This window comes from Stenotrophomonas sp. KH_029, from assembly GCF_057839765.1.
This window is the reverse complement of the sequence record NZ_CM174498.1, coordinates 2,694,321-2,707,796: the sequence shown is the minus strand read 5'-3', so window position 1 is coordinate 2,707,796 and position 13,476 is coordinate 2,694,321. Positions and strand designations below refer to the sequence as shown.

Genomic DNA, 13,476 nt, shown 5'->3' with positions numbered 1-13,476 from the left:
GTGCGGTGGACCAAGCCTCAATTCAATGAAATCCGGATCGCCGCGGCGGTGATCAACGGTGCCAGCACCAGGGCCACCACCAGCCCGGCGCCGAGCAGCAGCAGCGGGCCGATCGGATCCTGCCCGCCTGCCGCTGCCGCCACGCTGCCCGCACCGAACACCAGCACCGGTACATACAGCGGCAACGCCAGCAACGCCACGAGAATACCAGAGCGCCGGATACCGACGGTCAGTGCGGCCACCACGCCGCCGATCAGGCTCAACAACGGGGTTCCCAGCAGCAACGATGCCAGCAGGATGGGCAGTTGGTCATGTGGCAGATGCAGCATTTCGGCCAGCAGCGGGGTCATCACGATCAGCGGCAGGGCGGTGCTGGCCCAATGCACCAGCACCCGTACCAGCACCAGCCAGGCCAATGGCACCGGGGCCAGCAGCCATTGTTCCAGCGAACCGTCCTCGGCATCGCTGCGGAACAGCGAATCCAGCGCCAGCTGACCGGCCAGCAACACCGCCAGCCACAGCACCGCGGCGGCCACCTGCGCGATCAGCGCAGGTTGGCGGCCCAGCGCCAGCACGAACAGCGCCACCACCAGCACCGCAAACATCAGGGGCTGCAAGGCGTCGCCGCGCCGCCGCCAGAGCAGGCGCAGATCGCGGCGGACCAGCGCGCAGGCGGTCTGCCACAGGCCAGGCTGGGTACCGTGGGCGATCATGCCGCGCTCCCGGCACGGGCCAGGCGCAGCAACCGGGTCTGCACCGGCGGGGCGGCGTAGGCGCCGTGGGTGGTTACCAGTGCGGCGCCGCCACTGCGCAGATGCGCGGAAATCATCCGGTTCACCAGGTTGATGCCGTCCAGGTCGAGGTTGGCATAGGGTTCGTCGAGCAGCCACAGCGGTGCCGGCGACAGCCAGATCCGGGCCAGGGCCAGGCGCCGTTTCTGGCCGGCCGAGAGCTGCCGCACCAGGGTGTCCTCATGGCCGGCCAGGCCGACGATGGCCAGGGCGTTGCCCGGCATCTGGCGCGCGCGGCGCCCGTGCAGGCCGCACAGGAAGTCCAGGTTTTCCAGCGTGCCCAGGTCGGCCTTCAGCGCCGGCAGGTGGCTCAGGTAGGCCACGAACTGCGCCCGTTCCGTGTGCCCGGCCGGGCGACCATCGATCTGCACCTGCCCGGCATCGGCGCGCAGCAGGCCGGCCAGCACGCGCAGCAGGGTGGTCTTGCCGGCACCGTTGTCGCCCTGCACCAGCAAGGCTTCGCCGGCATCGATGTGCAGGTCGAGCGGGCCGAACACCGGTTCATCGTTGCGACTGAAGGCCAGGCCCTGCGCGGCCAGCAGCGGAGGAGGGTTCAAGGGCGGGTCTTTGCGATGGATGGGGCCGACAGTGTATCGGGGGTGGGGCGACGTGGTGGGGCGAATGCGCGAATGCGGGTTCACCCCTACCCACCAACGGTGGGTACCTACCGCCAGGTTGCGTACACTGCGCTTTCCCCCTTTCTTCTTTTTTCCGGCCGATGCAACCGCAGACCAAGCTGCCCAAGGTGGGCACCACCATCTTCACCGTGATGTCCCAGCTGGCCGCCGAGCATGGCGCCGTGAACCTGGGCCAGGGGTTTCCGGATTTCTCCGCGCCGCAGCGCCTGCTCGATGCCACCGTCCAGGCCATGCAGGGCGGGCTGAACCAGTACCCGCCGATGACCGGGGTGGCGCCGCTGCGCCAGGCCATCGCGCAGAAGTCGTTGGACCTGTACGGCGCGCAGCTGGACCCGGACAGCGAAATCACCGTCACCAGCGGCGCCACCGAGGCGATCTTCAACGCCATCCACGCGGTGGTGCGCCCGGGCGAGGAGGTGATCGTGCTCGACCCGGCCTACGACTGCTACGAGCCGGCGATCGAGCTGGCCGGCGCGCGCGCGGTGCACGTGCCGCTGGACCCGCAGACCTTCGCGGTGGACTGGGACCGCGTCCGCGCGGCGATCACCCCGCGCACCCGTCTGCTGATGGTCAACACGCCCCACAACCCGTCCGGGGCGATGCTCACCGCCGATGACATGCAGGCGCTGGTCGAAGTATTGCGCGGCACCGATATCTACCTGATCTCCGATGAGGTCTACGAGCACATCATCTACGACGGCCGCCGGCATGAATCGGCGCTGCGCTATCCGGAACTGCGCGGGCGCACGTTCGTGATTTCCAGCTTCGGCAAGACCTACCACTGCACCGGCTGGAAGATCGGTTATGCGATCGCCCCGCCGTTGCTGAGCGCCGAGTTCCGCAAGGTGCACCAGTACAACACCTTCACCAGCTTCGGCCCGGCCCAGCATGGGTTTGCCGCGATGATCCGCGATGAGCCCGAACACCATCTGCAACTGGGCGCGTTCTACCAGGCCAAGCGCGACCGTTTCCGCGAACAGTTGCTGACCACCCGGCTGACCCCGCTTCCGGTGCCGGGCGGCTACTTCCAGCTGGTGGACTATTCGGCGATCAGCGATCTGCCCGACCATGAATTCGTGAAGTGGCTGACGATTGAAAAGGGCGTGGCTGCGATTCCGCTGTCGCCGTTCTATGAGACCGCGCCGCTTGGCCAGCGCCTGGTACGGCTGTGCTTTGCCAAGAACGACGCCACCCTGGACGCGGCAATCGACCGCCTGCAGGCGCTGTGATGGACGCGCCCGTCCACCGCAGCGACCTGCGCGTCTCCCTGGTCCAGGGCGACACCCGCTGGCACGACCCGGCCGGCAACCGCGACCATTACGGCGCGCTGCTGGCGCCGCTGGCCGGGCAGACCGACCTGGTGATCCTGCCGGAGACCTTCACCAGCGGATTCTCCAACGCGGCCATCGACAAGGCCGAAGACATGGACGGCCCGACCGTGGCCTGGATGCGCGAACAGGCCGCGCGCCTGGGCGCGGCGGTCACCGGCAGCGTGCAGCTGCGGGTGGGGCAGGGCGTGTACAACCGGCTGCTGTGGGCCACCCCGGACGGCGCGCTGCGGCACTACGACAAGCGCCACCTGTTCCGCTATGGCGATGAGCACCTGCGCTATGCCGCCGGCAGCGAACGCCTGTGCGTGGACTGGAAGGGCTGGCGGATCAACCCGCAGGTCTGCTACGACCTGCGCTTCCCGGTGTTCTGCCGCAACCGCTACAACGTCGAGCGCGCCGACGACCTGGATTTCGACCTGCAGCTGTTCGTGGCCAACTGGCCCTCGGCGCGCGCCTACCCGTGGCGCACGCTGCTGCGCGCGCGGGCGATCGAAAACCTCTGCTACGTGGCTGCGGTCAACCGCGTGGGCGTGGACGGCAATGGCCTGCACTATGCCGGCGACAGCGCGGTGATCGATTTCCTCGGCCAGCCGCAGCTGGAAGTGCGCGAGGTGGAGCAGGTGGTGACCACCACCTTGTCGGCGGCGGCGCTGGCCGCGCACCGCGCGCGCTTCCCGGCCATGCTCGATGCCGATGCGTTCACCCTGGGCGGGCCGGCCGGCGCTGGCTGAACGATGGCCTGACGCGCGTGGGCGGCCTCATCCAGGCCACACGCGCACGCTGCTAGATTCCAGTCATTCCCATTGCGTACGAGCGGACCTGCATGAAGACGTTCTCCCTGGCATTGATCGCACTGGCCGGCATCAGCGCGGTGCCGGCGGCCCAGGCGGCCGGCAACATCGACTGCGAACTGCACTACAACCTGGCCGGCTGGTCGGTGTTGTACAAGACCGCCTCGGGTACCGGCACGATCAGCTGCGACAACGGCGCGCGCATTCCGGTCAAGATCACCGTCAAGGGCGGTGGGCTGACCGTGGGCAAGTCGAAGATCGTCGACGGCAAGGGCCGGTTCTCCGGCGCCTATTCGCTCAACGATCTGCTCGGTTCGTATGCCTCGGTGGAGGCGCACGCCGGTGCGGACAAGTCCAGCAATGCCCAGGTGATGACCAAGGGCGATGTGTCGCTGGCGCTGGCTGGCACCGGCAAGGGCTGGGACCTGGGCGTGGGCCTGGGCAAGTTCACCATCGAGCGGCGTTGAAGCAAGGGCGTCCACGCCCCACGCCAAGGCATCCACGCATGGCGTGGATCTACGCGCTGCGGTGGCCAGCACCACGGCCACCGAACGACCACAAAAAACCCCGGCCGAAGCCGGGGTTTTTTGATCTCAGCGTATCAGCGATCAGGCGCCGCGCGGGCCGCCACCACGATGACCGCCGCCACCCGGGCCGCGGCTGCCGCCGGGGCGACCGCCCGGGCCGCCGGGGCCGCGTGCACCGGGGCCACCCGGGCCACGGTTGCCACCCGGGCCGCCGGGACCGCGTGCGCTGGGGCCACCCGGGCCACGGTTGCCGCCCGGGCCGCCGGGACCGCGTGCACCGGGACCACCGGGGCCCCGGTTGCCGCCCGGACCGCCGGGGCCGCGTGCACCGGGACCACCCGGGCCACGGTTGCCGCCGGGGCCACCCGGACCACGTGCGCCGGGACCGTTGCCGGCCGGCCGCGCGCTGCCGTACGGGCTGAAGCCCGGGTTGGCGTGGTCGGACGGGAAGCTGGGGGCATTGCCCGGGTGACCATAGGGATGGCGGGACGGACCCTGGCCGCCCTGGGCGCCGCGGTTGCCACCGCCGCCCGGACCGGCCGGACGGCCCTGGCCGCCGTAGCCGCCACGGCTTTCCCCGCCGTAGCCGCCGCCACCGCCTGCACCGCGGCCTTCGCCGCCGAAGCTGCGACCCTGGCCGCCGGCGCCGCCTGGACCCTTCGGCTTGCCGTACGGACGGCCCTGGCCACCGGCGCCTGCGCCGGCACCCGGACCGCGCGCACCCGGGCCACGGGCAGCGCCCGGGCCGGCATTGCGGTGGTTGCTCGGGCCGGTGCTGACACCGTCAGGCACGTACCAGCTGCGGAACGCGGCCGGATTGCCTTCCGGCAACGCGCGGTTGCCCTTGTCCGGGCGCGCCTTGAACGGGCGCTGGGACTGCTTGGCCGCCGCTTCGCCGCTGACCGTCAGGCCACCCTTGAAGCCGCCGCCATTGCCGCCGCGGCCACGGCCGCGCTCTTCGCGCACGTTGTCGAAACGGCGCAGTTCGCGGCCTTCGTCGGCCGAATTGTGGCCGTTGACGTAGGCGTTGCCGCGGCCACCCTCGCGCGACACGCGCACGGTGGTCTTGGCCGCGCGGCGCTGGCCGATCACCGGCTGCAGGGTCAGCGCCGACGGCGCGCCTGCTTCCAGGTTCAGTTCGGCGCGCAGGGCTTCAACCTGCTTGACCGGCAGTTCCACCGACTGGCCGCGCAGCAGTTCGCGCGGCAGCGACACCTTGCCGTAGCGGGTGCGCTTGAGGCGGCTGACCTGGCAGCCCTGCGATTCCCACAGGCGGCGCACTTCACGGTTGCGGCCTTCCTTGACCACCACGCGGAACCAGTCGTGCGAATCGGTGCCACCGATGCGTTCGATCTCGTCGAACTTGGCCGGGCCGTCTTCCAGCGCCACGCCGCGGGCGAGGCGGTCGACGATGTTGTCGGGCACCTTCTCTTCGCCTTCCGGGGCGCGCACGCGCACCACGTACTCGCGTTCGACCTCGTAGGAGGGGTGCATCATCGCGTTGGCCAGCTCACCGTCGGTGGTTGCCAGCAGCAGGCCGGTGGTGTTGATGTCCAGGCGGCCGATCGCGATCCAGCGCGCGCCCTTCAGGGCCGGCAGCGCTTCGAACACGGTCGGGCGGCCTTCGGGATCTTCGCGGGTGGTCACTTCGCCTTCGGGCTTGTTGTAGGCCAGCACGCGCGAGGTTTCGGTCAGCGCGGTGGCCACGAAGCCACGGCCGTCCAGCTCGACCTTGTCGCCGCTCTTGATCGACATGCCGGTCTGCGCGACTTCACCGTTGACCTTGACCAGGCCATCGGCGATGCGCTGTTCCAGCGCGCGGCGCGAGCCGAGCCCGGCCTGGGCCAGCACTTTGTGCAGGCGTTCTTCCAGCTTGGGCTGGTCGGTGGCGGTTTCGCGCTTGAGCGAAAGCTTGTTCAAAGACGGCTTGCGGGGGGTGTCACTCATTCACTTGGCTCCGGCCGGCGACGGGTGCGTCGGCCTCTGGTTCGGGATCGGCTTCGTCAACAGCCACGGTCGTCGTCGCGACGGCGTTGTCTTCGGTTTCGTTCTGGGGCGCCGCGCGCTCTCCCGGCGCGGTATCGGGTTCGCCATCGCTGGCGGTCGTATCAGCGTCGTCGTCGGCAGGCGGCAACGGCGCATCGAATGGGGTGTCGGTGGCATCGGCATCGGCCGGGCCCCGGGTATTGTCCGCATCTGCGGGCGGGTCCGCCAGTCGCGCCGCCGCCAGTGCGGCGCGGGCCGCCAGCCGGGCAGCGGCGGGTTCGGGCGGGTCGACCGGCGCCGCATCCGCGTCGTCCTGGTCCTCGCCGGCCGCCGCCGGCAGGCCGCCGTCGTCGTTGGCCGCATCGCCGTCCAGCTCGCCTTCCGGGCTGGACGCGCCGGCGGGCAGGCGGCCGGCCAGCTGGCCGTGGTTGTCCAGCGGCAGCTGCGGTTCCAGCTCACCCAGGTCGCGCAGCTCGGACAGCGGCGGCAGTTCGTCCAGGCGCTTGAGTCCGAAATAATCCAGGAAGCCCTTGGTGGTGCCGAACAGCGCCGGCTTGCCGGGCACGTCGCGGTGGCCGATCACGCGGATCCATTCGCGCTCTTCCAGGGCCTGGATGATGTTGCTGCTGACCGCCACGCCGCGCACCTGTTCGATTTCGCCGCGGGTGATCGGCTGGCGGTAGGCGATCAGCGCCAGGGTTTCCAGGGTGGCGCGGGTGTAACGGGTCTTGCGCTCGGTCCACAGCCGGGTGATGTAGGCATGGACCTCACCGGTGACCTGGAAGCGGAAGCCGGAAGCGACCTCGACCAGTTCCACGCCGCGGTCCTGGCAGCCCTCGCGCAGCAATTCCAGCGCGCGTTCGATGCTGCCCGGCGGGGCCGGCTCCTCTTCCGGGAACAGGCCCTGCAATTGCGCCAGGGTCAGCGGCTGGCTGGAGGCCAGCAGCGCGCCTTCGACAATACGGTTGATCAGCGGTTGATCCATGCGAGGGTCGGGTGCTCAGTCGGTTTCGTTGGCGGCGTCGGCGGGGTCGTCGAATTCGCTGTTGAACTGCAGCGGTTCGTTGGTGTTGCCGGCGGCCAGGGACTTGACGTAGATCGGCGCCAGCGGGGCTTCCTGGACGATGTCCAGCAGCTGTTCCTTGGCCAGTTCGAGCAGGGCCAGGAAGGTCACCAGCACCCCCAGCTTGCCTTCTTCGGCGGTGAACAGCGTTTCAAAACGGTAGAACTTGCCATCTTCCAGCCGGCCCAGCACTTCGCCCATGCGCTGGCGCACGCTCAGGGCTTCGCGCTTGATCGCGTGCCCGGTGAACAGCTCGGCGCGCTTGAGCACGTCGTGCAGCGCCACCAGCATTTCCTTCAGGTCTACCGGCGGCGGCAGCTTGATCGCGGCCCGGTCGGGGACGAAGGCATGTGCCGGACTGGTGTCGCGGTCCTGGCGGGGCAGGGCGTCGATGTCCTCGGCGGCCTGCTTGAAACGTTCGTACTCCTGCAGCCGGCGTACCAGTTCGGCACGCGGGTCGGCTTCCTCGCCCTCGATGCTGGGCGGCCGCGGCAGCAGCATCCGCGACTTCACTTCGGCCAGGATCGCCGCCATCACCAGGTATTCGGCCGCCAGTTCGAAGCGCAGCTCCTGCATGACATTGATGTACTCGACGTACTGGCGGGTGATCTCGGCCACCGGGATGTCCAGGATGTCCAGGTTCTGCCGGCGGATCAGGTACAGCAGCAGGTCCAGCGGGCCCTCGAAGGCATCCAGGATCACTTCCAGCGCATCCGGCGGGATGTACAGGTCCTGCGGAATCTGCAGGACCGGTTGCCCATGCCACACGGCCAGCGGCATTTCCTGCTGCTGTGGGGCGGTCGGCCGGATTTGCGGGTTCGCGTCGAGCGCGAGTTCGGAAGTCATCAAGTTGACGTCAGTATTGCAACGGACCGGTCGCCGCACCGTGCCAGCGGCCGGAGCGTTCCGGGCGGCAAGATGGCAAGCCATGACACGCCTGTGTCGGCGTGGTTCCACACTTCAAACAGCAAGGCGCGCCGCGATGGGCAGCGACAGAACTACGGGAGGTCGTCTACGTGCGCTGGTGTGGGGCAGCGGGTCAATCGTCGGTCGGGTGGTGAAGCCGGTTGCCGACGGGGCTGCTGCGTCCAGCCACGTGCAATGGGGACAAGAGTACGGGTTCAGGCCGGCAGTGTCCAGCCGGGCGGGCTAGAATCGCCAGGTTCGTTTAGTTGAGCCTTGGGAGTTGCCTGTGTGGTATGTGATTGAAGGCTATGACGGTGCCGATGTGCTGGCGGCCCGGTTGACGGCGCGCGCGGACCATCTGGCCCGGCTGACTGCGCTGCGCGATGCCGGCCGGCTGCTGCTGGCCGGGCCGTGCCCGGCGATCGACAGCGAGGATCCGGGTCCGGCCGGGTTCAGCGGCAGCGTGGTGATCGCCGCGTTCGACTCGCTGGAGGCGGCCCAGGCCTGGGCCCAGGCCGATCCCTACGTGGATGCCGGGGTGTATGTGCGGGTGCAGGTGCGCCCGTTCCGCAAGGTGCTGCCATGAACCGGGTCGAGCGCATCCGCGCGGCCCTGCAGCAGGCGCTGGACCCGGTGCAGCTGGAGGTGGAGGACGACAGCCACCGGCACGCCGGCCATGAGGGCGCCCGTGACGGCCGCGGGCATTTCAACGTGCACATCGTCAGCGCCGCCTTCGAGGGCAAGCTGCCACTTGCGCGCCACCGGGCCGTCTATGCCGCCCTGGGCAGCATGATGGACACCGATATCCATGCGCTGTCCATCCGCGCCGAGACACCGGCCAGAAACAGCTGAAACCCTTGTCCTGCCTTGTCCTGGCGAGTCCCGAAGGGGGCCGCCATGGACAGCTTTGCGTTACCGCCGTACGACATATGGCTAACGCAGTGTTTACATTCAGGATTGAAAACGCTTACATTCCGCGCCAAGCCCCAAATCTCTAAGCCGTGGAGGGCGGCGAAGTGAACAAGGCAGCCATCACAATCAAAGATGTAGCCCGCGAAGCCCGCGTCTCTGTGGCGACGGTCTCGCGTGCCCTGAACGGCCATGAAAATGTCGCCGAGCCCGTGCGCAAGCTGGTGCTGGAGGTGGCTGCGCGCCTGCGCTATACGCCGCATGCCGCCGCCCGCAGCCTGAGCAGCCGCCGTACCAACACCATTGGCGTGGTGCTGCCGGACCTGTACGGCGAGTTCTTCTCCGAGTTGATGCGTGGCATCGACGGGGTGGCCCGCGAGCGCCGCCAGCACCTGCTGGTGTCCAGCTACCACGGCGACCAAGAGCAGCAGGGCGCGGCCCTGCGCGCCATGCGTGGCCGGGTGGACGGCCTGCTGGTGCTGTCCCCGTACGCCGAGAGCCCGGGGTTCCTCACCGACAACCTGCCGCAGGCACTGCCCACGGTGCTGATCAATACCTACCTGCCCGAGCAGGACCATCCGGTGCTGAGCATCGATGACCATGCCGGGGCGATGACGATGACCCGCCACCTGCTGGATGTCGGCCACCGCCGCATCGCATTCATTTCCGGTCCGGACCTCAACTTCGATGCCCGCGAGCGCCTGCGTGGTTTCCGTGACGCGCTGGCCGCGTTCGGTGCCGGCGCTGCCGGCATCGAGTTGCCCGGCGACTTTGACGAAGCTTCCGGCCACCGCGCCGGGCAGGAGCTGCTGGCCGCCGGCACGCTGCCCGATGCCGTGTTTGCCGCCAACGACATGATGGCGCTGGGCTGTCTGTATGCGTTCGCGCAGGCAGGCGTGCGGGTTCCGGCCGATGTCGCCCTGGCCGGCTTCGATGACATTCCGCTGGCGCGTTTCGTTCACCCATCGTTGACCACGATGCAGGTGAGCATTGCCGATCTTGGCGATAAGGCGATGACGCGTCTGTTGCAGTTGATGGACGGCAACAACACGGAAGTGGCCGGTGACAAGCAGACGCTTGTGCCGAGCCTGATCGTGCGTGATTCAAGCGGTAGGTCGTGACCGTTGGTCATGACGCAATACAAGGTAGTGCAGCAGGTCACGACCGTTGGTCTTGACGCATCCAAACCACGCAATCAAAAAAACGACAGGGGCCGCAAAGACGGCCACCACCACCCGGAGATTTACATGACGTATTCCAATCACCGCACCCGCGTGCCGGCCCGTAGCCTGCTGACCAGCGCGCTGGTCAGCTGCCTGCTGCTCGGCGCCGCCCCCACCCTGATGGCGCAGTCGGCCACCTCCTCGCTGCGTGGCCAGGTCGCCCAGGCCGAAGCCGGCACCGAAGTGACCGCCACCAACCTGGCCAGCGGCTCGGTGCGCCGCGCCACCACCCGCGCCGACGGCAGCTACTCGCTGATGGGCCTGGACCCGGGCACCTATGACGTGGTGGCCAATGGCCAGACCCAGAAGGTGACCGTGACCGTGGCCTCCACGGCGACCCTGAACTTCAGCGGCGCGCCGGCCAACGGCGGCACTGCCAATGCCACCAACCTGGACACGGTCAACGTGATCGCGCCGACCCTGCTGCAGGAAGTGCGTACTTCCGAAGTGGGCAAGACCGTCAGCCTGCAGCAGATCCAGACCACCCCGCAGGTGTCGCGCAACTTCCTGGAGTTCGCCGACGCGGTGCCGGGCATGATCTTCACCCGCGATGCCAAGGGCAACACCTCCCTGCGCGGCGGTGCCACCAATGCCGACGGCACCAACGTCTATATCGACGGCGTGGGCCAGAAGAGCTATGTCAAGGGCGGCGGCGTGGCCGGCCAGTCCGGCAGCGCCGGCAACCCGTTCCCGCAGCTGGCCATCGGCGAATACAAGGTGATCAGCGGCAACTACAAGGCCGAGTACGGCCAGGTGTCCAGCGCGGCGGTAACCGCGGCCACCAAGTCCGGTACCAACGAGTTCAAGGGTGAAACCTTCTACCGTTACACCAACGAGGACATGCGCGCCAAGACCCCGGCCGAGCGCCAGGGCGGCAAGGACAAGATGGTCTCGGCCGAGAAGGAATACGGCTTCGCGCTGGGTGGCCCGATCATCCAGGACAAGGCGCACTTCTTCGTGACCTATGAAGCCAAGCGCTTCGACCTGCCGGTCACCATCGCGCCGGACGGCGCGGTCACCGGTGCTGCCAGCCTGCTGCCGCCCGACGGCGCCGCCGGCCTGGGCCCGGCCAGCCAGCCGTTCCAGCAGGATCTGATCTTCGCCAAGATCGACTTCGAGCCGACCGACAACGATCGCATCGAGCTGACCTTCCAGGACCGTGATGAAACCCAGTCGCAGTTCAGCGGCCAGACCGCACCGGAAGCCGGCCGCGAAGTGGTCAACACCGACCGTCGTTATGCCCTGCGCTGGAACCACAGTGGCGAGCGTTACTACAACGAGCTGATGGTCACCCATGAAGATTCGTTCAACAACCCGACTCCGCTGACCCTGGCCAACGGCATCACCTACACCGCACCGGACGGCACCGAAGATCGCACCGTGGTGAAGATCGGTGGCGCATCGGCGCTGGATTCGCAGGTGAAGGGCCAGAAGGGCTGGTCGATCGAAGACAACCTGACCCTGGACGGCATCCAGTGGGCCGGCGACCACACCATTAAGATGGGCGTGAAGTACAAGGAAATCGATCTGTACGCATCGGATGCGGCACAGATCAATCCGGCCTTCACCTACAGCCTGGGCGATGCGGACTTCCCCGATTCCATTCCGTACAAGGCGCAGTTCGTCAAGCCGGTGACCGGCGTGTCGGGCGTGTCGGGCGAAGTGCGTTCCAAGTCCAAGCAGGTCGGCCTGTTCATCCAGGACGACTGGCAGGTCAACGACCACCTGCAGCTGAACATCGGCCTGCGCTGGGACTACGAGAAGACCCCGTCCTACCTGGACTTCGTGACCCCGCAGCAGGTGGTCGACGCGATCTACTCGCAGGATCCGCGCGCGCCCGCCGGCCAGACCTACGCCGATTCGCTGGCGCTGGGCGGTCTGGACATCAGCAACTACATCAGCACCGGCCACAACCGCAAGGCGTTCAAGGATGCCTGGCAGCCGCGCCTGGGCTTCTCGTATGACATCAACGCCGACGAGCAGCACGTGATCCACGGTGGTGCCGGTCGTTCTTACGATCGCGACCTGTTCGACAACCTGCAGCTGGAAACCACCAAGCTGGCGCTGCCGCAGCCGACCATCTACTTCCGCAACCCGGCCACCGGCACCTGCATCAACGGCCAGGCCGCCTGCTATGACTGGAACCCGAACCTGCTCAACGGCATCGGCAACCTGCAGGCACTGGTCGGTGCGACCAGCAATGCCGGTCTGGAAGTGGACCTGCTGAACAACAACCTGAAGGCCCCGTACTCGGATCAGTTCAGCTTGGGCATGAGCAACCAGGTTGGTGACTGGCTGACCGATGCCACCATCTCCCGCACGCTGAGCTACGACGGCTTCGCCTTCACCCTGGGCAACCGCTACCCGACCGGCCAGTTCTTCGATGACCCGCGCCTGTGCGGTGGCACCGACCCGGGCCTGAGCCAGGCCTGGAGCTGCAACGTGCCGGGCTTCGGCAGCCTGATCATCGGCCAGCAGGGCATCAAGACCCGTGCGACCCAGGTGCTGCTGTCGGCGCAGAAGCCGTTCACCCAGGAAAGCGGCTGGGGTACCTCGATCGCCTACACCTGGACCACCGCGCGCCACAACCGCGACATCAACGAGAAGTACGCGTTCGACCGCGGCCTGATCGAGGACTACCCGACCATCCGCTCCAACGGCGCGCCGCGCCACCGCCTGGTGGTCACCGGTTCGTACGCCGGCTTCTGGGGTATCACCTTCGGTGGCAAGCTCACCCTGGCCACCCCGACCGCCGTCAACGACTGGTACGGCATCCCGCAGGCCAGTGGCTATGACCTGCCGACTCCGCAGGCGGCTGTGCCCAACGCCAATGGCAAGTTCCTGCTGGGTGGCAAGATCTTCGGCTACCGTTCGGTCGATCTGCAGGCGACGAAGACGTTCAAGATGCCGGGCGATACCGAGCTGTACGCTCGCCTGGACATCATCAACGTGTTCAACTTCGACAACTTCTCCAGCTACAACTACGTCAAGTCCAACGGCAAGCTGCAGGCCAGCTACAACGAGACCGGCGACATCATCGGTACTCCGCGCCAGGTCAAGGCCGAAGTCGGCTTCCGCTTCTGATCGCAGCGGTACAGGCATGACCCGGCGCCGCCCTTGTGGGCGGTGCCGGGGCAGCACCGCCGGCCGGCTTGGGCCGACCGGCGGAACTGCACAGGCGCTTGCCCGTCGGTGATCGGCAAGCGCGTGTGCGGTGGGGTGCCCCTGGGGGTACCGCCCGCGAACTCCCCCTTCCGCCCCCGCGGATTTTTTTGGCCCGGAATCTGTAAACGATTTCAGCCCGGTTGAGG

The 13,476-nt window shown here is 67.9% G+C and carries 11 protein-coding genes and 1 pseudogene; 7 read left to right on the top strand and 5 right to left on the bottom strand.

The features are described from left to right. Positions 1 to 17: 17 nt before the first annotated feature. Both ccmB and ccmA read right to left on the bottom strand, forming a co-directional pair. The gene (gene ccmB, locus AC3ITM_RS12265) at positions 18 to 713 is read right to left on the bottom strand and encodes a heme exporter protein CcmB (RefSeq protein ID WP_489265324.1); all 696 of its coding nucleotides are present in this window, start codon (positions 711 to 713) and stop codon (positions 18 to 20) included. Continuing rightward, positions 710 to 1,348, bottom strand: a complete 639-nt coding sequence (gene ccmA, locus AC3ITM_RS12260) for a heme ABC exporter ATP-binding protein CcmA (protein ID WP_489265322.1) — start codon at positions 1,346 to 1,348, stop codon at positions 710 to 712. Before ccmA ends, ccmB begins: the two co-directional genes overlap by 4 nt. 161 nt (positions 1,349 to 1,509) lie before the next feature. Here ccmA and AC3ITM_RS12255 point away from each other — a divergent pair, with 161 nt between their 5' ends. The 3 genes from AC3ITM_RS12255 (at position 1,510) to AC3ITM_RS12245 (ending at position 4,018) form a co-directional block, all read left to right on the top strand. After that, on the top strand, positions 1,510 to 2,658 hold the full coding sequence (locus tag AC3ITM_RS12255) for a pyridoxal phosphate-dependent aminotransferase (protein ID WP_489265320.1): 1,149 nt from the start codon (positions 1,510 to 1,512) through the stop codon (positions 2,656 to 2,658). Further along, positions 2,658 to 3,491 (top strand): amidohydrolase, encoded by an 834-nt coding sequence (locus AC3ITM_RS12250; protein ID WP_489265318.1) that lies wholly within the window; start codon positions 2,658 to 2,660, stop codon positions 3,489 to 3,491. The genes AC3ITM_RS12255 and AC3ITM_RS12250 overlap by 1 nt, the downstream gene beginning before the upstream one ends. Positions 3,492 to 3,583: 92 nt before the next feature. Continuing rightward, complete coding sequence (locus AC3ITM_RS12245) at positions 3,584 to 4,018, top strand: hypothetical protein (protein WP_489265317.1); 435 nt, start codon at positions 3,584 to 3,586, stop codon at positions 4,016 to 4,018. 264 nt (positions 4,019 to 4,282) lie between these two features. On the opposite strand, the pseudogene AC3ITM_RS12240 reads toward AC3ITM_RS12245, so the two are convergent. The 3 genes and pseudogenes from AC3ITM_RS12240 to AC3ITM_RS12230 all read right to left on the bottom strand — a co-directional run. Continuing rightward, positions 4,283 to 6,025 (bottom strand): annotated as a pseudogene (locus AC3ITM_RS12240) (pseudouridine synthase); the annotation flags it as partial. Further along, positions 6,018 to 7,049: an SMC-Scp complex subunit ScpB gene (gene scpB, locus AC3ITM_RS12235; RefSeq protein WP_489265316.1), complete on the bottom strand. Its 1,032-nt coding sequence runs from the start codon at positions 7,047 to 7,049 to the stop codon at positions 6,018 to 6,020. The gene scpB and the pseudogene AC3ITM_RS12240, both read right to left, overlap by 8 nt. A gap of 15 nt (positions 7,050 to 7,064) precedes the next feature. Then, the gene (locus tag AC3ITM_RS12230) at positions 7,065 to 7,973 is read right to left on the bottom strand and encodes a segregation and condensation protein A (protein WP_489265314.1); all 909 of its coding nucleotides are present in this window, start codon (positions 7,971 to 7,973) and stop codon (positions 7,065 to 7,067) included. 346 nt (positions 7,974 to 8,319) lie between these two features. Between AC3ITM_RS12230 and AC3ITM_RS12225 the strand changes: the two genes are divergently transcribed. From AC3ITM_RS12225 to AC3ITM_RS12210, 4 genes are all read left to right on the top strand, one after another. Beyond that, a complete protein-coding gene (locus tag AC3ITM_RS12225) occupies positions 8,320 to 8,619 on the top strand; it encodes a YciI family protein (RefSeq protein ID WP_489265312.1) in 300 nt (99 codons plus the stop codon). Beyond that, positions 8,616 to 8,885 carry a BolA family protein gene (locus AC3ITM_RS12220; RefSeq protein ID WP_489265310.1) on the top strand — a complete coding sequence of 90 codons (270 nt, stop codon included), beginning with the start codon at positions 8,616 to 8,618 and terminating at the stop codon, positions 8,883 to 8,885. Before AC3ITM_RS12225 ends, AC3ITM_RS12220 begins: the two co-directional genes overlap by 4 nt. Before the next feature lie 149 nt (positions 8,886 to 9,034). Beyond that, positions 9,035 to 10,063: a LacI family DNA-binding transcriptional regulator gene (locus AC3ITM_RS12215; RefSeq protein ID WP_228886835.1), complete on the top strand. Its 1,029-nt coding sequence runs from the start codon at positions 9,035 to 9,037 to the stop codon at positions 10,061 to 10,063. Between the two features lie 126 nt (positions 10,064 to 10,189). Then, positions 10,190 to 13,249, top strand: a complete 3,060-nt coding sequence (locus AC3ITM_RS12210) for a TonB-dependent receptor (RefSeq protein ID WP_489265308.1) — start codon at positions 10,190 to 10,192, stop codon at positions 13,247 to 13,249. Positions 13,250 to 13,476: the final 227 nt, after the last annotated feature.

Bases quoted from the DNA above. Each gene is read 5' to 3' on its own strand.
- ccmB (WP_489265324.1), bottom strand. From the start codon at position 713: ATGATCGCCCACGGTACCCAGCCTGGCCTGTGGCAGACCGCCTGCGCG.
- AC3ITM_RS12255 (WP_489265320.1), top strand. From the start codon at position 1,510: ATGCAACCGCAGACCAAGCTGCCCAAGGTGGGCACCACCATCTTCACC.
- AC3ITM_RS12250 (WP_489265318.1), top strand. From the start codon at position 2,658: ATGGACGCGCCCGTCCACCGCAGCGACCTGCGCGTCTCCCTGGTCCAG.
- AC3ITM_RS12245 (WP_489265317.1), top strand. From the start codon at position 3,584: ATGAAGACGTTCTCCCTGGCATTGATCGCACTGGCCGGCATCAGCGCG.
- scpB (WP_489265316.1), bottom strand. From the start codon at position 7,049: ATGGATCAACCGCTGATCAACCGTATTGTCGAAGGCGCGCTGCTGGCC.
- AC3ITM_RS12230 (WP_489265314.1), bottom strand. From the start codon at position 7,973: ATGACTTCCGAACTCGCGCTCGACGCGAACCCGCAAATCCGGCCGACC.
- AC3ITM_RS12220 (WP_489265310.1), top strand. From the start codon at position 8,616: ATGAACCGGGTCGAGCGCATCCGCGCGGCCCTGCAGCAGGCGCTGGAC.
- AC3ITM_RS12210 (WP_489265308.1), top strand. From the start codon at position 10,190: ATGACGTATTCCAATCACCGCACCCGCGTGCCGGCCCGTAGCCTGCTG.